The sequence below is a fragment of the Exiguobacterium sp. s194 genome (assembly GCF_018618275.1).
In the GTDB taxonomy this organism is placed as follows: domain Bacteria; phylum Bacillota; class Bacilli; order Exiguobacteriales; family Exiguobacteriaceae; genus Exiguobacterium; species Exiguobacterium chiriqhucha.
Map to the genome: position 1 here is coordinate 121062 of NZ_JACSLT010000008.1, position 18585 is coordinate 139646.

General features: G+C 50.3%; 18 protein-coding genes and 1 other annotated feature. Of the genes, 15 read left to right on the forward strand and 3 right to left on the reverse strand.

Annotated features, from left to right (window positions below):
- The first annotated feature begins 13 nt into the window (after nt 1-13).
- The 9 genes from mltG (at nt 14) to KNP85_RS11440 (ending at nt 9542) form a co-directional block, all read left to right on the forward strand.
- Entirely contained in the window at nt 14-1156 is a 1143-nt protein-coding gene (mltG, locus tag KNP85_RS11400) for an endolytic transglycosylase MltG (RefSeq protein WP_058763260.1), read from the forward strand.
- Nucleotides 1157-1222: 66 nt separating this feature from the next.
- Nucleotides 1223-1864 (forward strand): O-methyltransferase, encoded by a 642-nt coding sequence (locus KNP85_RS11405; protein ID WP_201455024.1) that lies wholly within the window; start codon nt 1223-1225, stop codon nt 1862-1864.
- Nucleotides 1865-1880: 16 nt separating this feature from the next.
- Nucleotides 1881-2516 carry a uridine kinase gene (udk, locus tag KNP85_RS11410; protein ID WP_021066935.1) on the forward strand — a complete coding sequence of 212 codons (636 nt, stop codon included), beginning with the start codon at nt 1881-1883 and terminating at the stop codon, nt 2514-2516.
- A 67-nt stretch (nt 2517-2583) separates the two neighbouring features.
- Complete coding sequence (gene greA / locus KNP85_RS11415) at nt 2584-3057, forward strand: transcription elongation factor GreA (protein ID WP_021066936.1); 474 nt, start codon at nt 2584-2586, stop codon at nt 3055-3057.
- A gap of 55 nt (nt 3058-3112) precedes the next feature.
- Nucleotides 3113-3817: a 5'-methylthioadenosine/S-adenosylhomocysteine nucleosidase gene (mtnN, locus tag KNP85_RS11420; protein ID WP_021066937.1), complete on the forward strand. Its 705-nt coding sequence runs from the start codon at nt 3113-3115 to the stop codon at nt 3815-3817.
- A gap of 75 nt (nt 3818-3892) precedes the next feature.
- Nucleotides 3893-4852: a beta-ketoacyl-ACP synthase III gene (locus KNP85_RS11425; protein ID WP_214803116.1), complete on the forward strand. Its 960-nt coding sequence runs from the start codon at nt 3893-3895 to the stop codon at nt 4850-4852.
- On the forward strand, nt 4849-6081 hold the full coding sequence (gene fabF, locus KNP85_RS11430) for a beta-ketoacyl-ACP synthase II (protein ID WP_021066939.1): 1233 nt from the start codon (nt 4849-4851) through the stop codon (nt 6079-6081). Before KNP85_RS11425 ends, fabF begins: the two co-directional genes overlap by 4 nt.
- A gap of 66 nt (nt 6082-6147) precedes the next feature.
- Complete coding sequence (locus KNP85_RS11435; RefSeq protein WP_214803125.1) at nt 6148-7680, forward strand: peptide ABC transporter substrate-binding protein; 1533 nt, start codon at nt 6148-6150, stop codon at nt 7678-7680.
- 203 nt (nt 7681-7883) lie between these two features.
- On the forward strand, nt 7884-9542 hold the full coding sequence (locus KNP85_RS11440; RefSeq protein WP_214803128.1) for a peptide ABC transporter substrate-binding protein: 1659 nt from the start codon (nt 7884-7886) through the stop codon (nt 9540-9542).
- 117 nt (nt 9543-9659) lie between these two features.
- Here KNP85_RS11440 and trpS read toward each other — a convergent pair whose 3' ends face one another.
- Nucleotides 9660-10661 carry a tryptophan--tRNA ligase gene (trpS, locus tag KNP85_RS11445; protein ID WP_021066942.1) on the reverse strand — a complete coding sequence of 334 codons (1002 nt, stop codon included), beginning with the start codon at nt 10659-10661 and terminating at the stop codon, nt 9660-9662.
- Nucleotides 10662-10709: 48 nt separating this feature from the next.
- Nucleotides 10710-10917, reverse strand: a binding site (T-box leader).
- A gap of 46 nt (nt 10918-10963) precedes the next feature.
- Nucleotides 10964-11332, reverse strand: coding sequence for a DUF3899 domain-containing protein (locus KNP85_RS11450; protein ID WP_029595787.1), 369 nt, complete (start codon nt 11330-11332; stop codon nt 10964-10966).
- Between the two features lie 272 nt (nt 11333-11604).
- Here KNP85_RS11450 and KNP85_RS11455 point away from each other — a divergent pair, with 272 nt between their 5' ends.
- The 5 genes from KNP85_RS11455 to KNP85_RS11475 all read left to right on the forward strand — a co-directional run bounded on the left by KNP85_RS11455 (nt 11605) and on the right by KNP85_RS11475 (nt 17523).
- The gene (locus KNP85_RS11455; protein ID WP_058764496.1) at nt 11605-13221 is read left to right on the forward strand and encodes a peptide ABC transporter substrate-binding protein; all 1617 of its coding nucleotides are present in this window, start codon (nt 11605-11607) and stop codon (nt 13219-13221) included.
- 302 nt (nt 13222-13523) lie between these two features.
- A complete protein-coding gene (gene opp3b / locus KNP85_RS11460) occupies nt 13524-14450 on the forward strand; it encodes an oligopeptide ABC transporter permease (RefSeq protein WP_021066945.1) in 927 nt (308 codons plus the stop codon).
- Complete coding sequence (opp3C, locus tag KNP85_RS11465) at nt 14450-15475, forward strand: oligopeptide ABC transporter permease (protein WP_285800463.1); 1026 nt, start codon at nt 14450-14452, stop codon at nt 15473-15475. Before opp3b ends, opp3C begins: the two co-directional genes overlap by 1 nt.
- Nucleotides 15476-15499: 24 nt before the next feature.
- Nucleotides 15500-16573, forward strand: coding sequence for an ABC transporter ATP-binding protein (locus tag KNP85_RS11470; RefSeq protein ID WP_214803131.1), 1074 nt, complete (start codon nt 15500-15502; stop codon nt 16571-16573).
- The gene (locus tag KNP85_RS11475) at nt 16573-17523 is read left to right on the forward strand and encodes an ABC transporter ATP-binding protein (RefSeq protein WP_021066948.1); all 951 of its coding nucleotides are present in this window, start codon (nt 16573-16575) and stop codon (nt 17521-17523) included. Before KNP85_RS11470 ends, KNP85_RS11475 begins: the two co-directional genes overlap by 1 nt.
- 72 nt (nt 17524-17595) lie before the next feature.
- Here the strand turns inward: KNP85_RS11475 and KNP85_RS11480 are convergent, their stop codons facing one another.
- A complete protein-coding gene (locus tag KNP85_RS11480) occupies nt 17596-18129 on the reverse strand; it encodes an HD domain-containing protein (protein ID WP_021066949.1) in 534 nt (177 codons plus the stop codon).
- 220 nt (nt 18130-18349) lie between these two features.
- On the opposite strand from KNP85_RS11480, the gene KNP85_RS11485 reads away from it, so the two are divergent.
- A complete protein-coding gene (locus KNP85_RS11485; protein WP_021066950.1) occupies nt 18350-18487 on the forward strand; it encodes a hypothetical protein in 138 nt (45 codons plus the stop codon).
- Nucleotides 18488-18585: the final 98 nt, after the last annotated feature.

Genomic DNA, 18585 nt, shown 5'->3' on the forward strand with positions numbered 1-18585 from the left:
GGGAGAAATGCGCATGAACCATCCATCGATGTTTGATGAGAAGCGTGCACGTAACCGGATCGTTCGGCGAATTACGGTCATCATCCTTGCTGTCTTTCTTCTAGTTATCGCCACAGGTGCCGCGGTGTCGTATGCGTTCGTGAAACGATCGCTCGAACCCGTCGACCCGTCTTCGACCGAATCGGTCGAGGTCGAGGTTCCACTCGGTGCAGGTTCAGGGTACATTGGCGAACTACTCGAAGAGAATGGGCTCGTGAGGAATAGCACGATTTTCCGTTTTTATACACGATTTAAAAATGAATCATCGTTCCAAGCGGGGACGTATACATTGTCTCCGTCACAGTCGCTTGACGAGTTGATCGCCACGCTGAAAACTGGGAAAGTCATCGTTGTCCCGGATATCAAATTGGTGATTCCGGAAGGCTTTACAATCGATCAGGTCATCTCACGTCTCGCTAAAGTTGCAGAAATCCCGAAAGAAGAGATTTCGGCCCAACTGAGCGACGAAGAGTATATCCGCTCGCTCGTCAATGAGCATGAGATGTTGACCGACGAAGTACTCGCTGATGGGATTTACCATCCGCTCGAAGGTTACTTGTTCCCGGCCACGTATGAGTTCGACAAAGGTGTCACACTCACACAGATCATCGATGAGATGTTGAAGCCGACCGAACAGCTCTATCTCGAGTATGGGGATGCGGTTAAAGCGTCGGGACGTACGTTCCATGAGACGCTTGCGCTTGCCTCGGTCGTTGAGAAAGAGGCCGTGTCGACAGAGGACCGGCAAGAGATTGCCGGCGTGTTCGAAAACCGTTTGGCCGATGGCATGAAGTTGCAGTCTGACCCGACAGTCTGGTACGGCACCGGGGAGACGTCAATTTTCACATCGTTCAACGACCTTGAAAACGACTCGCTCTATAACACGTACCGCTACGAGGGCATCCCGATTGGGCCGATTGCTTCGGTCAGTCGTGACGCACTCGTCGCTACACTCAATCCGAACGATACGGATAACGTTTATTTCTACGCTCGACCACCGCGCGAAGGGTTCCCGAACGGGGAAGTCTTGTTCGAAGTGGAATATGAGGCGCACCAACAAAACGTGAACAAGTACCGTCCGGAGTGGGAAGCGTTCGAAGAAGCAAACAACAATTGACGGATATGCGACCGGAAGCCTTGGCTTCCGGTCGTTTGAATGAATAGAGAGGTTGAGGTGTACGACGTGGAACATTCATCCTATGAAGGTTACGTGGAGAACTTGGTCACGCCACGGTCCCCGCTGTTGGCGGAGATGGAGGCGTTCGCGAAAGAACATCACGTTCCAATCATGGACTTGACCGGTTCAGAAGTGCTGCTGTCGCTCCTCGCGATGCAACGTCCGAAGCGCATCCTCGAGGTCGGGACGGCCATCGGCTACAGCGCGATTCGCATGGCCGAACTGTTACCGGACGCTGAAATCGTCACGATCGAGCGGAATGCGCGACGGCACGAAGAGGCGCTCAGTTTTATCGGACGCTCGGACGTATCGGACCGAATCACCGTCATTCATGGGGATGCGGTCGAGTTAATCGGGACGATCGAAGGAGAATTCGATGCGGTCTTTATCGATGCGGCCAAAGGTCAGTATCAAAAATTCTTTGATGGGTATGGCGCTTTAGTACCAATTGGTGGTACGATTTACAGCGATAATTTATTTTTACGAGGGGACGTCCTGCTCGAAGACGTGTCGGTACTTGACCGTCGTCGTCGCCGTCTCGTCCGTCTCGTGAAAGAGTTTACTGAGCAATTGATGGCACGGACCGATTATCATACTGCAATTTTGCCCCTTGGTGATGGCCTAGCAATCAGTCGTAAATTACGATGAGGAGGACTTAACTTTGATGCAACATAAACCCGTCATTATCGGCGTGGCCGGGGGGACCGGATCAGGCAAGACGACCGTGGCCCGCGCACTCGTAGATGCGTTCGAAGGACAATCGGTCGTCATGATCGAGCAAGACGCGTATTATAAAGACCAGTCAGAGATGACGATGGAAGAACGGTACAAGACGAACTATGATCATCCATTCGCGTTCGATAACGATTTATTGATCGAACAGATTAAACAACTGCAAGAACATAAGGCCATCGAGAAGCCCGTCTATGACTATGCGGCACACACGCGTTCGGATCAGACGATTTTGATCGAACCGGTCGATGTCGTCATCGTGGAAGGTATTTTGGCGCTCGAGGACGATCGTCTCCGCGACTTGATGGATATTAAAGTGTTTGTCGACACGGATGCGGACGTCCGCATCTTGCGCCGGATGCAACGTGATTTGAACGAGCGGGGCCGGTCAATCGACTCGGTCGTCGCCCAGTACACGAACGTCGTCCGGCCGATGCATCTTCAATTTTGTGAGCCAACGAAACGCTACGCGGATATCATCGTGCCTGAAGGCGGAGAGAACTTTGTCGCCATCGATTTGCTCGTGACGAAGATTCGCTGGGTACTCACAGAACGTAACCGCGCGTAAGGGAAATAAATCGTTTTCAATTTAACCTAGCTGTAATATACTAGGAGACAATGAAGGAGTGACAGAAATGGCTGAAAAACAACATTACATGACGTTAGACGGAAAAGCGAAAATCGAAAATGAATTGAACGAACTGAAGACGGTGCGCCGTAAAGAAGTCGTTGAGAATATTAAGATTGCCCGCGATTTCGGAGACTTGTCTGAGAACGCTGAATATGATGCAGCGAAAGAAGAGCAGGCAATGGTCGAAGGACGAATCGCTCAACTTGAAGAGATGCTTCGTAATGCAGTCATCATCAAAGATGATGTGGCTGACAACTCGATGGTCGCGATCGGGAAGACCGTGACGTTCTTCATTCAAGAAGATAACGAGAACGAGACGTACACGATTGTCGGTGGCGCCGAGGCTGACCCGTTCACAGGGAAAATCTCGAACGAATCACCAATCGCGAAAGCGCTCCTCGGCCGTACGGTCGGGGACGTTGTCAACGTCCAAACGCCAGGCGGCGACATGGTCGTCGAAATCAAAGAAATCAAGTAACACAAACGAGCGACTTCCGCATGGATGTCGCTCTCTTTCTGAGGAGGCAATTATAATGAAAATCGGAATCATTGGAGCGATGGAAGAAGAAGTGAACTTGCTCCGCAACGAATTGACAGAACGCACGGACACTGAAATCGCCAACTATCACTTCTATGAAGGCTACCTCGGCAACGTCGAAGTCGTCATTTTGAAGTCGGGAATCGGGAAAGTGAACGCGGCCATCGGCACGACACTATTAATCGACAAGTTCAAACCGGATGTCGTCATTAATACGGGTTCAGCTGGCGGCTTTAAAAAAGGGATGAAGGTCGGCGATGTCGTCGTCTCGACCGAAGTCCGGCACCATGACGTTGACGTGACTGCGTTCGGCTACGAGTACGGACAAGTGCCAGGCATGCCGGCAGCGTACACGGCTGACGCTCATTTGATGGATGTCTGTAAAGAAGTGATTGAGAGCCTCCATGATGTGAACGTCCACACGGGGCTTATCGTGACGGGTGACTCGTTCATCAACGACTCGAAGCGTGTCGCCGACATCCTTGGCCATTTCGAAGGCGTCGCGGCCGTCGAGATGGAAGCCGCACCGATCGCACAGACGTGCTATCAGTTCGGGATTCCGTTCGTCGTGACCCGTTCGATCTCGGACAGCGCCGATGAGGAAGCGAACTTGTCGTTCGACGAATTTTTGGAGACGGCATCGATCAACTCGGCGAAAATGGTCATGGCCGTCACGAAACGACTCGGTCAAAGTGAATAATCGAGAGGGATGCGTGGACATCCCTTTTTTATTCCCTTATATTAGTACCAGATACTAAGAATAGGGGTCATCAATATGAACATTGGAATCATTGGGATCGGTTCGTTCCTTCCGGATAACCGGATCACGAACATCGATTTGGAAAAACGAATGGATACGAGCGACGAATGGATTCGGACCCGCACCGGGATCGAGGCACGACATTTGGCCGACGCCGACTTGAGTGTCGCCGATATGGCCACACACGCTGCCGAGCGGGCGCTCCAAAGCGCAGGTGTCTCGATTGAAGACATCGATGCGATTATTTGCGCGACGGCGACGGCGCCATCGTTCCCGGCGACGGCTTGTCTCGTCCAGGCCAACCTTGGAGCCAAGCAAGCGGTCGCTTTCGACGTCAGTGCCGCCTGTAGCGGCTTCATCTTCGCGATGGATACGGCGAAGAGCATGATGCTCGCGAAAGGCTTGAAACGGACGCTCGTCATCGGGGCCGAGAAGATGGGCAACCTCATCGACTGGGACGATCGCTCGACCGCCGTCTTGTTCGGTGACGGGGCAGGTGCCGTCGTCCTCGGTGAAGACGAAGTGGCCGCCATCGAGTCGATCGTGCTCGGCAGTGATGGGACAGGCGGAAAGTTCTTATATGAGAATGAAGAAGGTAAAATCGTCATGAACGGACGTGAAGTATTCAAATTCGCCGTTCGTAAAATGCCAGATATCGTGCTAGAGGCGCTACAAGGTGCCGGGAAATCGATTGATGACCTGGACGTTCTCGTGCCGCACCAAGCCAACCGTCGCATTATCGACGCGGCGATTGAACGGCTAGGGCTTCAAGAAGAAAAAGTCGTCGTCACGATTCAAGACCATGCGAACACGTCAGCCGCTTCGATTCCGCTCGCTTTGGCCGAAGCGGTCAAGCACGGTAAGATTTCAAACGGTCAGACGGTCGTCGTCGCCGGATTCGGCGCCGGGCTCACATGGGGAGCGAGTTGTCTAACATGGAATAACGCTAACATCACGGAGGAGATTAACGCATGAAACGAGTAGTCATCACAGGATTAGGAGTCGTTTCCCCACTCGGGAACGACGTTACGGCAATGTGGGAGCGACTGTTGAACGGGGAAAATGCAGTCGATACGTTAACGAAGATTGATATTAGCCAGTATCCGGCGAAAGTCGGGGCAGAAGTCAAGGAATGGAACATCGATCACTTGGTCGAACCGAAAGAAGCGCGTAAGATGGATTCGTTCATCCAATACTCGATTTTAGCCGCTGACGCCGCACATCGGGATAGCGGTCTAGATGTGAAAGCAATCGCGGACGACGTCGGGATTTGGATTGGAAGTGGCATCGGTGGTGTCGAGACAATCGACAAACAAGCGAGCATCTTGCATGAGCGTGGGCCACGCCGCATCAGCCCGTTCTTCATCCCGATGATGATTCCGAACATGGCGAGCGGTCAAGTCTCGATTTATCTCGGGGCGAAAGGACCAAGCAACTGTTCGGTCACGGCTTGTGCCTCTGGGACGAACTCAATCGGGGAAGCGTTCAAAGTCATTCAACGTGGCGATGCGCTCGCCATGTTCGCGGGCGGAGCCGAGGCACCGATCACACCGCTCTCGTTCTCAGGATTCTGTGCCAACAAGGCGTTGTCGACGAATCCGGACCCGAACACGGCGTGCCGTCCGTTCGATGCGAACCGCGACGGTTTCATCATGGGTGAAGGTGCGGGCGTGCTCGTTCTCGAGGAATATGAGCATGCGAAAGCGCGCGGAGCCAAAATGTATGCGGAAGTCGTCGGGTACGGCATGAGCTCGGACGCCTACCACATCACGGCACCGTCACCGGAAGCGGAAGGCGGATCGAAAGCAATGAACGAGGCGCTTCGGGACGCGGGGATTCGTCCAGAAGACGTTCAATATATCAACGCTCACGGGACGAGCACACCGCTCAACGATATGTTGGAGACGAAAGCCATCCACAACGTCTTCGGGGAGCACGCGCACAACTTGGCTGTCAACTCATCGAAATCGATGATCGGGCACTTGCTCGGTGCTGCCGGCGGAGTCGAGGCCGTCATCACGGCGCTATCGATTCATGAGGGACGGATTCATCCGACCATCAACTGTGAGACACCGGCAGACGATTGCGATTTAGATTATGTCCGTGACGGAAATCGGGAACTTGATATCCAGTACGCACTCAGCAACTCACTTGGCTTCGGAGGCCATAACGCGACGCTCGCGTTCGCGAAAGTAAACGACTAATAGTAGAAAAAAGTGGCAAAAACGGGTAGGGTATAAGGGTTGAGCTAACAGAGAGGAGAATGCCAGATGAAACGATTTTTCATCGGTGCCGCCTTGTTGGGTTCAGTCCTTATCCTTTTTTTCGTTATATGGTATGGACAACGAGAGCAGGCACGAGAATTAGTACCACCTGAAGAACAAATCGTGACGATTCATGGGGAGCCGTTACCGGAGCAACCGAATACGCTGCTCGCCATCGACCCGAGTTCACAAACTGTGTTATCGCATATTTATGAAGGGTTGTATCGCTTCGGTGCGGACGGGGAGATCGAACCTGGACTCGTCGAGACGATGACTCGATCAGAAGACGGGGCGACATACACGTTCAAGTTGAAAGAAAGTCAAACTGTGAATGGGAATGCGGTCACGGCCGAAACGTTCGTCAATCATTTCCGGATGCTCGCCGATGATGATACGAATTCTCCGTTCAGTTTCCTCCTTGAGGACGTATTGAACGGAAAAGCGATCAGCCTCGGGACGAAAGAACCAGAGACGCTCGGCGTGAAGGCAATCGACGAGCAAACACTTGAACTGACGCTCGAACGACCGATGGAAGGGTTCGAGCAGATTTTAGCGATGCCGGCCTTTTTGCCGCAGACGATGGTCGGTGAATGGCAAGAGCTTGATGCGAACGGCCCATTTCAGATTGAGTCGTTAGATGCGGCTCAAGTCACATTGACGAAAAACGAGGCGTATTATGACGCCGATCGTGTCACGCTTGAAAAGATTATGATGTTGGCGGATGAAGGCCTGGATTCAGAACCTAATGGTATCCATCCGATTCCATACGGCACGGACGAGGCGACAATCGACTCGCTCGAAGGGAAGCTCGTCGACGTCTCGCGAAGTGGCGTCTTCTATTTGAAACCGAATGTTGACGAGTATCCGTTCGATGATGCCGATTTCCGGCGCTCGCTCGCCCTCGCCTTGAATCGGGAAACAGTGGAAGATTCGCTCGCACGGGCTGAAGTGACGACCGAACGATTGCTCGTCACCGACGAAGCGGAACTCGACATTTCGATCGATGGGGAAGCAACCGCACTGTTCGAGGAAGTGCTCGAGCGGCTCGAGGAAGACGAGATTGAAATCGAGTTGCTCAGTTTTGTCGATGAGGAAGCGCGTCAAATCGCCCAGACGATTGAAACGGAACTGGAAAAACTTCCGGGTCTTCAAGTGAATGTCGTCGAACTCCCACTTGGGGACAAAGTTAGGAAAGAAGTCGCAGGCGAGTACGCGTTGTCCCTTTCCGGTTGGCAACCGGACTACCCGGCATTCAGCGCCTATTTGACTCAATTCGAGTCAGATAACTATTTGAATTCGAGCGGATTTGCCGATAAACCGTTCGATTGGTTGATGGAACAGGCACGTACGACCGAGGCGGTTACAGACAGGAACGAGACGTATCGACAAGCCGAGAAACGATTGTTGGAACAAGCTGTCGTTATTCCAATCTACCAAGCTGGAAGATCTTACACGGTTGATTCCAAATATGCGGAAATCGGTTTTCCGGTCATCGGTCCTTCGTACGTCCTAACATTTTCTAAAGTTTATGAAAAATGAGCTAAAAGCCCGTCTCCCTAGGCGGGCTTTTAGCCTATAGTAAAAATTTTTTAGAAAAATCAAAATAAACACTTTGCAAAATTATCAGAATATTGTATTATTGCTTCAACGGGATTGTGGTAACAAATTTTGTAAAGTGAACTATCAGAATTTTCTACCATCGTTCATTTCGTTAAAACGAAAAAAATCAGGGGGTCATCGCAATGAATAAGAAAAAAGGTTTTGCTTTAGCAACGTCGGTAACACTTCTATCTAGCGCATTCCTAGCGGCATGTTCGACAGGGGAAGAAGAGGGAGCAACAACTGACAATAACGCATCAGAAAATGCTGATGAAGCGCAAGTCCTCAACTTGCTCGATAGCTCAGACATCCCTTCACTTAACCCAACGCTTGCAACAGACGCAGTTTCATTCAACGTCTTGAACAACGTTAACGAAGGTCTCTATCGTATGGACGACGAAGATAACCCAACACCAGGGATCGCGGAGTCACACGAAGTTTCTGAAGACGGTAAAACGTACACGTTCAAAATCCGTGAAGGCGCAACTTGGTCTAACGGCGAGCCTGTAACTGCAAACGACTTCGAATACGCTTGGAAAGAAGTCCTTAACCCGGACAACGCTTCACAATATGCTTACGTTATGTCAATCATCGAAGGTGCTGAAGCCTATAACACAGGCAAAGGCGAGCGCGACGCTGTTGGCGTCACAGCTACTGATGAGCAGACACTTGAAGTTAAATTGACTGCACCAGCTGAGTACTTCCTCGGTCTCACAAGCTTCGGCGTATTCATGCCTAAACTTGAGTCGTTCGACAAAGAGCAAGGCGAGAACTTCGGTACATCTGCAGAGACAACTCTCTACAACGGACCGTTCAAACTCGAAAGCTGGGAGCGCGAGCAAGGCTGGAAAATGGTCAAAAACGACGACTACTGGGATGCTGAAGCCGTCAAACTTGACGAAATCAACGTTAAAGTCGTTAAAGAAGTTTCAACAGGCGTTAACTTGTACGAAAACGGCGACGTTGACCGTACTGGTTTGACTTCTGAACTCGTTGCTCAATACCAAGACAACGAAGACTTCTCTACTGTCGTTGAGCCAACACTCTTCTACCTCCAGTTCAACACTGCGGTTGAAGCACTCGACAACCAAAACATCCGTAACGCGATTGACGCGGCTTACGATAAAGCAGCGATCTCTGAAACGCTCCTTGCGAACGGTTCAATCCCTGCCAACTACCTCGTACCAAAAGACTTCGTAACTGGACCAGACGGCGCGGACTTCCGTGAAGCTAACGGCGACATCGGCGGCTACGACGTGGACAAAGCGAAAGAACTTTGGGAAAAAGGACTTGAAGAAATCGGTCAAGACTCTGTCGAAATCGAGCTCCTCAACTACGACTCAGAATCTGCGAAGCAAATCGGTGAGTTCATCAAAGGTGAACTTGAGAAGAACCTTCCAGGTATCACACTTACAATCAAGCAACAACCGTTCAACAACAAACTTGACCTTGAGAACAAAGGTGATTTCGAGTTGACATTCGCTGGATGGGGCCCTGACTACCAGGATCCAATGACATTCGTTGACCTCTTCGTCACTGACGGACCATACAACCGTGGTAAGTGGTCGAACGAAGAATTTGACAAACTCATCGAATCTGCGAAATCAAGCACAGATGCTGAACAGCGTTGGGCTGACCTTCAAGCTGCAGAGAAAATCGTTCTTGAAGAGAACGCAATCTCGCCAGTTTACCAACGTGGATCGGCTCGCCTCACGAAGCCATACGTTAAAGGAATCGTTGAACACGCGTTCGGCGCTGACTACTCGTACAAGTGGGCATTCATCGAAGGCAAAGAGCAATAAGAAACAACATGCATACGAAAAGAGACAGGGACGCCTGTCTCTTTTTTTGTGCCTTCAGATGAAGTTAATATACCGTACAAAAAAAGCCGCCCCTTGCATGCAAAGGGCGGCTAAACGCTATTTCTTCACTTTGGCCCGTTTCCGGTTGAGTCCCATCGCTTTCTCGATTTTGGCGAGGTTCTTGTTGGCGACGGCTTCCGCTTTCTCACGGCCCGCATCGAGGATGGCATCGAGCTCAGCTGAGTCGACGAGTTCGTGATAGCGATTCTGGATTGGCTCAAGCATGGCGACGACCGCTTCGGCGACGTCTTGCTTGAACGTTCCATAATTCGAATCCTTGTAGCGCTCGACGAGATCATCGATTGGGGTATCGGTCGAGAGCGAGTAAATCTCAAGCAAGTTCGAGATGCCCGGTTTGTTCTCACGGTCGAAGCTGATGACACCGCTCGAGTCCGTGACCGCGCTCTTGATTTTCTTACGGATGACGTTCGGCTCATCGAGCATCGAGATGAAGCCCTTCGCGTTCGCGTCTGATTTCGACATCTTTTTGACTGGGTTCGTCAAACTCATGATGCGCGCGCCTTCTTTTTGAATGAGCGGCTCAGGAATCGTGAACGTCTCATAGTATCGTTTGTTGAAGCGTTCGGCCAAATCACGCGTCAGTTCGACGTGTTGTTTTTGGTCATCGCCGACCGGGACGAGTTCCGTGCCGTACAAGAGGATATCGGCTGCCATCAAGGTCGGATAGACGAATAGGCCAGCGCCGATATTCTCACTGTTCTGTGATTTGTCTTTATACTGCGTCATGCGGCTCAGTTCACCCATGCCGGCGATGCATGTCAACATCCATCCGAGTTGGGCGTGCGCCTTCACTTCCGATTGGACGAAAATCGTCGATTTCTCAGGGTCGAGACCGCAAGCGAGATAGAGTGCCGCAAGTTTGCGCGTGTTGTCCATCAACTCGACGCGGTCCAATTGAACCGTGATTGAATGGAGATCGACGACACAGTAAAACGCTTCGTGTTCTTCCTGCAGCTCGACGAACTGTTTCATCGCGCCTAAGTAGTTGCCGAGCGTGACGACGCCGGTCGGTTTAATGCCAGAAAAGATTTTTGCCATGATTGCACCTCCAGAGAATATAAAAAAACCGCGGTTCCCCGCCCGATAAATCGGGACGAATAACCGCGGTGCCACCCAAATTTGCATGAAACTCATGCCACTTGATCGCGTTAACGGGCGTGACCGTCTCGCCGTACTATCGTTCAGGCGAGCCACTCCGAAGTCCATTCGCTCGACGCTTTCCATCTACTCGCAGCAACGTAGACTCTCTGGGGGAAAGGGGATTCGAGGTACTTGTCTTCTTCATTGTGTTTCCTATTGTTCTAGGCATAGTGTAGCATATCGACAGTGAAATCGGAAGGTCAAACGAGGGTGATCACGTAAGAAAGAACGACGCTCGTGACACCGACATAGACCCAACGCCACGCCGAACGTTTTTGATTGGCTCGATCTTCTGGTGAGGCTTCTTCGTCTTCTTCGTAGTCAGGGTCGATTTCTTTCAACTTGGCCCGACGATTGCGTTTGAACCCGTACATGAACCCGTCAAATAATCCGGTGGCACCCATATGAGAGAACATCCCGACCGCGAAGACGAATATACCGGCCACGAACAAGCCGCCACTCAAATGGAACCCGATCGTCTCGTCTTGGTAGTATGACAAGTTCGACCAAACGGTGTAGGCAATTGTGACAATTCCCCAAACGATTAATATACTTCTAAAATTTTTCAATGTGACAAACTCCTTTCAGCGTGGATGCGCTCCATCGAGTCATCCGCCTTATGGCTCTATGATACCTGTTGTGCCACATATATGGCGAGAAGTTCGTGTTAAAAATGACAGCGGTTTATTGGGGAGTTGACAGTTTGATTAAAAATTTTTTACAATAGCCCTAACGTTCTTTCGTCGGATACAAAATGAAATATTCAGAAAATTAAAGAAAAAGTAAGATGTTACGGTCCGACGAAACGCCATGCTTCACGATTCAGAAAGGGGACATCGCAATGAAGAAAAAATCGATTCTGCTCATGATGACACTCATCTTGGCACTCGGTTCAGTGCTCGCCGCTTGCTCGACTGGCGGAGACTCTGACGGCGGTTCGTCTTCGAACGGAGAAAAGATTCTCCGCTTGACGGACACGTCTGACATTACAACAGCTGACCCGGCGCTCGCGACGGACGCTGTGGCGTTCAACTTGATCGCCAACACGATGGAAGGTCTCTATCGTCTTGACCAGGAAGGAAATGCCGTTCCAGCCATCGCTGAAGGAGAACCAGAAGTGAGTGAAGACGAAACGGTCTACACGTTCACACTTCGTGACGCGGAATGGTCAAACGGAGAACCTGTCACAGCGAACGACTTCGTCTACGCTTGGCAACGCGCCGTGGATCCTGAAACAGGTTCACAATACGCGTACATCATGAACACAGTTAAAAATGCCGAAGCCATCAACACGGGTAAACTTCCTAAAGAAGATCTCGGTGTGAAGGCAATCGATGAGAAGACACTTGAAGTTACACTCGAGCGTCCAGACCCATCATTCATCTCGCTCACATCGTTCGGTACGTTCACACCGATTAACGAAGCTTTTGCGACTGAAAAAGGCGAAGACTTCTCGACGACTCCAGAAAACCACATCTACAACGGTCCATTCACATGGTCGGAGTGGGATCGCGAGCAAGGATACGTGTTGACGAAAAACGAATCGTACTGGGATGCTGAGAATGTAGCTCTAGAGAAAGTCGACGTTCGCGTCGTCAAAGACACATCGACAGTCGTTAACTTGTATGAAGCAGGAGAAGTCGACTACGCCGGCCTCTCATCTGAACAAGTTGCAGCGTTCCAAGAAAACGACGACTACAGCACAGGTCTTCGTTCAACAGTCGGTTACTTCAAGTTCAACCATGAAGATGAACTCTTTGCTGACGTCAACGCCCGTAAAGCAGTCGCTCGTGCGGTCGACCCAGCCGGGATTATCGATCAGTTGTTGAACAACGGTTCAATCGCCACGACTTCGTTCGTCCCGAAAGAATTCATCAAGTATGAAGACGGAACGGATTATGCAGAAGGCGTAACACACTTTGAGACGAACGCTGACGAAGCGGCATCACTTTGGGAAGAAGCGACTGGCGGCGAAGCTGTCACGATCGAACTTCTCTCATTCGATAGCGAAGTAGCAAAACAAATCTCAGAGTACATGAAAGGCCAACTCGAATCGAACTTGCCGAACGTGACCGTGAACATCTCACAACAACCGTTCAACAACAAGCTCGAACTCGAAGCGAACGGAGAGTATCAGATGTCATTCGCCCTTTGGGGACCTGACTATCAAGATCCGCTCACGAACCTTGGTATTTTCACATCTGACAACGGTCAAAACGACATCAACTACAAGTCGGCAGCATACGATAAGTTGATTGATGAAGCATCAGCTGAAACAGCAATCGATGCGCGTTATGACAAGTTTAAAGAAGCAGAAACGCTCTTGATTGAACAAGACCAAGCCATCATGCCGCTTTACCAAGCGGGTGTCGCTTACTTGCTCCGTCCGAACGTCGAAAACTTCAACCGTCAACTATTCGGTGCTGACTACCAGTACAAATACGTCGATATCAACTAAATGAGAAGGGGGCATGCACCACGCATGTCCCCCCTTTTCTAAAAAAAAATCAGAAATTAGAGAAAAAACTATTCAAAAGTTTTGTTGGTAAAGTATAATGTAGTAACAGTGAAAATTCAGAATACTTTACAAACTAAGGATTCTTCGATTTTCATGTGCTGTGCTAAGAGCCTTGAGATGACGTTTGACCTATTCTTTCAGAAAATTCCTTTCATTTTGTGAATTCATGAAAAGGGAAATATGTCATAGTGACGCTGTTGGTGCAAGCATAGACACATTAGAAAAACAGGGGGTATTTATTTATGGGACGTTATATTCTTCAGCGGCTGACTTACGGCCTCATCACGTTCTTCTTGATTGCGACGTTCACGTTTTTCCTGATGGACCTGCTTCCAGGTTCGCCGTATCAAAACCAGGAGAAATTGACAGAGACACAAATTCAACTCTTGAACGACCGCTACGGACTCAATGATCCGCTTCCAGTTCGTTATGCGACCTACTTAGGAAACCTTGTGCAAGGGGACCTCGGTGTATCGTTCCGTACGGCCAACCGGCCAGTGACGGATTTGATCATGGAACGAATCGGTCCTTCAGCTCAACTAGGTATTCAAGCACTTGTGCTTGGGACGTTTGTTGGATTGTTGCTCGGGATCGTGGCAGCCATTCGTCATAATACGTTCATCGACTATGGTTCGATGTTCATCTCGGTAATCGGGATTTCTGTCCCATCGTTCGTCTTTGCAGCACTTCTCCAGTACTACGTTGGGGTTAAGTTGCAATTGCTCCCTGTTGCGTTCTGGGATTCCCCGGCGCATACGATTTTACCGACCATCTCGCTCTCACTCGGGGTCACGGCGTCTATCGCTCGTTTCGTCCGGACCGAGATGTTAGAAGTTACCGGACAAGATTACGTCACGCTCGCGAAAGCGAAAGGGTTGACCGGGAATGCGATCGTCTGGAAACACATGGTGCGTAACGCGATGATTCCAGCAATCACAATCCTCGGACCAATGACGGCCGGTCTATTGACGGGTACGTTCGTCATCGAAAAAATCTTTGCGGTACCTGGTTTAGGTGAATTGTTCGTCACATCTATTACGTTGAATGATTACTCGGTCATCATGGGCACGACGCTCTTCTTCTCTGGCCTGTTCATTATTATCATTCTACTTGTCGATTTGCTCTACGGAGTCGTTGACCCACGTATTCGTCTTGGGGGGAATAACTGATGATTGAAAACAAAAAGAATTTCGAGCAGTTCGACCAAGACATGTTCCAACGTGTCGAAATGAACGAACAGCTCGCTGAACGAATCGCTGGTAAAAGTCTAAACTTCTGGCAAGATGCTTGGATGCGCCTAAAGAAAAACAAAGCGGCCATCTTGTCGTTATCGATTATCGTCATTCTTGTCTTGCTCGCTCTATTCGGCCCGATGCTGTCTGGTCGTGATGCTTATACGCAAAACATCTCGCAAGCGAAACTTCCACCTAAAGTCACAGGACTTGAGTGGGCAGGGTTCGACGGGATGGCTAACCTCGGTGGCCGTGAAATCGACTTCTATGAACAAAAGAACGTCGAAGAGAACTACTGGTTCGGTACGGACTACCTCGGCCGTGATCTTTGGTCACGTGTTTGGGAAGGTACACGTATCTCACTCTTCATCGGTTTAATGGCCGCAATCGTCGATACGGTTATCGGTGTCGCCTATGGTGGTATCTCGGCGTACTTCGGAGGCCGTACGGATAACATCATGCAACGGATTGTTGAGATTTTGACTGGTGTCCCAAACTTGATTTTGATTATCTTGTTCATCTTGATCTTTGACCCAGGTGTCTTCACCATCATCTTGGCGATGGCCATCACCGGCTGGATCGGGATGAGTCGACTCGTCCGCGGTCAGATTTTGAAATTGAAGAATCAAGAGTTCGTCTTGGCTGCCCGTACACTCGGCGCTTCAAGTACTCGTTTGATTTTCAAACACTTGATTCCGAACACGCTCGGCGCCATCATCATCACACTTATGTTCACGATTCCATCTGCCATCTTCTTCGAGGCATTCCTTAGTTTCATCGGGATCGGACTTCAACCGCCACAAGCATCACTTGGTACGTTGATTAACGACGGATACAAAGAGCTACGGACGTTCCCGTACTTGCTCGTGATCCCGTCAATCATCATCGTCTTGCTCATGGTCAGCTTCAACTTGCTCGCCGATGGCTTGCGTGATGCGTTCGACCCGAAAATGCGTAAATAATTATAGAAACAGGGGGACTCGTGCATGGAAACGATTTTATCTGTCCGAGACTTAGCGGTCTCGTTCCATACGTATGCTGGAACGGTACAAGCCGTTCGCAACGTATCGTTTGATTTGAAAAAAGGCGAGACGCTCGCCATCGTGGGTGAATCGGGTTCTGGTAAATCCGTCACATCGAAAGCGATTATGCGTCTCATTCCGAACCCGCCAGGTGAGATCACGAACGGAGAAATCTTGTTCGAAGGCAAAGACTTGGCGAAGTTGTCGGAAAAAGAAATGCTTAAGATTCGTGGACGCGATATCGCAATGATCTTCCAAGATCCGATGACATCGCTCAACCCGACGATGACAATCTACAAACAGATCGCCGAAGGATTGAAGCAACACCAAGGACTCACGGGTGAGGATGCGAAGAAGCGTACGCTTGAATTGCTCACACTCGTTGGGATTCCAAACCCTGAGGCACGCCTCAAGCAATACCCGCACCAACTTTCAGGCGGGATGCGTCAGCGGATCGTTATTGCGATCGCGCTCGCATGTAACCCAAAAGTATTGATCGCCGATGAGCCGACGACGGCCCTCGACGTAACGATTCAAGCTCAGATTTTAGAGTTATTGAAAGACATCCAGCAAAAAACGGGCACAGCGATCATCTTCATCACGCACGACCTCGGTGTCGTTGCGAACATGGCAGATCGCGTTGCTGTTATGTACGCTGGTAAAATCGTCGAGAAGGGAACGGTCGATGAGATCTTCTATGAGCCGCGTCACCCATATGCATGGGGACTACTCGGATCGATGCCGCGCCCATCCGATGACCCGAACGAGGCGCTTCCGGCCATCCCGGGTACACCGCCGAACTTGCTCAGTCCGCCAAAAGGCGATGCCTTCGCACCACGTAACCCGTATGCGATGAAAATCGACTTTGAAAAAGAACCACCGATGTTCCAAATTAGCGACACACACTATGCGGCGAGCTGGCTATTGCACCCACAAGCCCCGCAAGTGAGCCCGCCGAAAGCGATCCGTGACCTTGCGCTCAAGTATCGTCCGGACAGCGCGTTCGCGAAATCGATTTTGAAAGGTGGTGCTGAATAATGGAACGCGAGAAATTACTCGAAGTAAAAGACCTGAAGCAGCACTTTAAAATCGGCCGAGGCCGCGTCGTCAAAGCGGTCGACGGCATCTCGTTCGATATTTATAAAGGTGAAGTGCTCGGACTCGTAGGGGAGTCTGGATGTGGGAAATCGACGACAGGTCGTACCATCATCGGACTTTACGATGCGACTGACGGGGATGTCATCTTCAAAGGTGAGAACGTCCACGGCAAGAAGAGCACCGCTGAAAAATTGAAGTTCAACCGAGCGATGCAAATGATTTTCCAAGATCCATACGCATCCCTAAACCCGCGTATGACCGTCGCTGATATCATCGCCGAAGGCATCGATATCCACGGTCTTGCCAAGACGAAAGAAGACCGGATGAACCGCGTCTATGACCTTCTCGAGACAGTCGGTCTTACAAAAGAGCACGCGAGCCGTTACCCGCACGAATTCTCGGGCGGTCAGCGTCAGCGGATCGGGATTGCCCGCGCTCTCGCAGTCGAACCGGACTTCATCATCGCTGATGAGCCGATTTCGGCTCTCGACGTATCGATTCAAGCCCAGGTCGTCAACTTGATGAAAGAATTGCAACGCGACCGTGACCTCACGTACTTGTTCATCGCCCACGACTTGTCGATGGTCAAGTATATCTCGGACCGGATCGGTGTTATGTATCAAGGTCACCTCGTCGAGCTCGCTCCTGCAGCGCGCCTGTATGAGAACCCACTCCACGCTTATACGAAGTCACTCCTCTCAGCAATCCCACTTCCGGATCCTGAGCATGAGCGGACACGTAAACGCATTGTGTATGAGTCGAAGTCACTCGGTGCCGTCGGACGTTCGGATGAGGATTCAAGTATCCCGCCACTCCGCGAAGTCGAGCCAGGCCACTTCGTCTCAATGACAGACGAAGAGTACGAAGCTTACAAAGTACAACTCGTATAATAGGAAAGTCCCGAATCCAGATGGATTCGGGACTTTTTTCGTACAAAAAAAACACCGTCCATAATGACGGTGTCAGGCGTTTGAGATGCGTGGCAAATTCGAGAGCCGGTCGACAACCGCGTCAATCAAGCGGACGCGGGCCAGGGCGTCTTCGATATCCATCGTCTCATAGTGGTGCAATCCACCAGGCTGTTCGACGTACGTGTCCGCATCGTGAACGAGCTGTTGGAGCGGCGTCCGTTGAATCCGGTTGGGCGGCAAGTAGGAGTCGGTGTGAAGCAATATCATGACCGAGATCTCTTTCGCGCGGGCCGGGTCTTCGCCGAGACGAATCAACAGCTTATGGGCACGTTCGGCGCCTTTAATGGCATGGATATCGTTTTGACGATACAAATCATAATTCCATTTTCCTTCGGTGTACCATTCATAATGACCGATGTCATGGAGCAGGGCGGCTTTCGTCGCTAAATCCGTATCGAGGCCTCGTCGCGTCGCCAATTCGAGAGCGCGTTCACACACATCGACGGCGTGTTTCAAGCCAGAACGGGTCAAGTATTTCTGGGTGACCGGGTGTTGCATAATCGTCTCTAACGTAATTCTCATCATCGCTCTCCTCCTTGGTGATTTCAAAGGTTATTTCTATTAACTATACGGGAATGAGATAGGAAAAGCAAATTTGGAACGTGTGAAATGATGAAAAACTTGGAGATTGTTCAACTATTTTCATAAGAATGTGCTATAATTTAAATGTAGATTAGTGCAAGTTCAAGATTTTCAGATTCAGTAACGGTCGGTCCGGTCCTTTTGGCGTTGGGGGTGAGAGACCATGAAAGAACGTAATAAAGTTTTGCAACAGAAAAAGAAACTTCTAAAAGAAGTCCTCAAGAAGAAATTGAAAGACTTGCAAGTGAAGCCAGGCAAAGAGACGGTATCACAACCGGTTTCTCGAATGCCGGCGTCCTAGAACGGTCGATCAAGGGTCGCATTCTCGAGAATGCGTCCTCTTTTCTTACCCGAGTGAGAAAAGTTATCATTGAAGTTTCAATTGATAAGAATTATTAT

Coding starts and splice junctions, on each gene's coding strand:
- KNP85_RS11455 (WP_058764496.1), top strand. CDS start 11,605: ATGAAGAAAAAATCGATTCTGCTCATGATGACACTCATCTTGGCACTC.
- trpS (WP_021066942.1), bottom strand. CDS start 10,661: ATGGCAAAAATCTTTTCTGGCATTAAACCGACCGGCGTCGTCACGCTC.
- KNP85_RS11480 (WP_021066949.1), bottom strand. CDS start 18,129: ATGATGAGAATTACGTTAGAGACGATTATGCAACACCCGGTCACCCAG.
- KNP85_RS11485 (WP_021066950.1), top strand. CDS start 18,350: ATGAAAGAACGTAATAAAGTTTTGCAACAGAAAAAGAAACTTCTAAAA.
- KNP85_RS11470 (WP_214803131.1), top strand. CDS start 15,500: ATGGAAACGATTTTATCTGTCCGAGACTTAGCGGTCTCGTTCCATACG.
- KNP85_RS11475 (WP_021066948.1), top strand. CDS start 16,573: ATGGAACGCGAGAAATTACTCGAAGTAAAAGACCTGAAGCAGCACTTT.
- udk (WP_021066935.1), top strand. CDS start 1,881: ATGCAACATAAACCCGTCATTATCGGCGTGGCCGGGGGGACCGGATCA.
- mltG (WP_058763260.1), top strand. CDS start 14: ATGAACCATCCATCGATGTTTGATGAGAAGCGTGCACGTAACCGGATC.
- KNP85_RS11440 (WP_214803128.1), top strand. CDS start 7,884: ATGAATAAGAAAAAAGGTTTTGCTTTAGCAACGTCGGTAACACTTCTA.
- fabF (WP_021066939.1), top strand. CDS start 4,849: ATGAAACGAGTAGTCATCACAGGATTAGGAGTCGTTTCCCCACTCGGG.
- mtnN (WP_021066937.1), top strand. CDS start 3,113: ATGAAAATCGGAATCATTGGAGCGATGGAAGAAGAAGTGAACTTGCTC.
- greA (WP_021066936.1), top strand. CDS start 2,584: ATGGCTGAAAAACAACATTACATGACGTTAGACGGAAAAGCGAAAATC.
- opp3C (WP_285800463.1), top strand. CDS start 14,450: ATGATTGAAAACAAAAAGAATTTCGAGCAGTTCGACCAAGACATGTTC.
- KNP85_RS11425 (WP_214803116.1), top strand. CDS start 3,893: ATGAACATTGGAATCATTGGGATCGGTTCGTTCCTTCCGGATAACCGG.
- opp3b (WP_021066945.1), top strand. CDS start 13,524: ATGGGACGTTATATTCTTCAGCGGCTGACTTACGGCCTCATCACGTTC.
- KNP85_RS11435 (WP_214803125.1), top strand. CDS start 6,148: ATGAAACGATTTTTCATCGGTGCCGCCTTGTTGGGTTCAGTCCTTATC.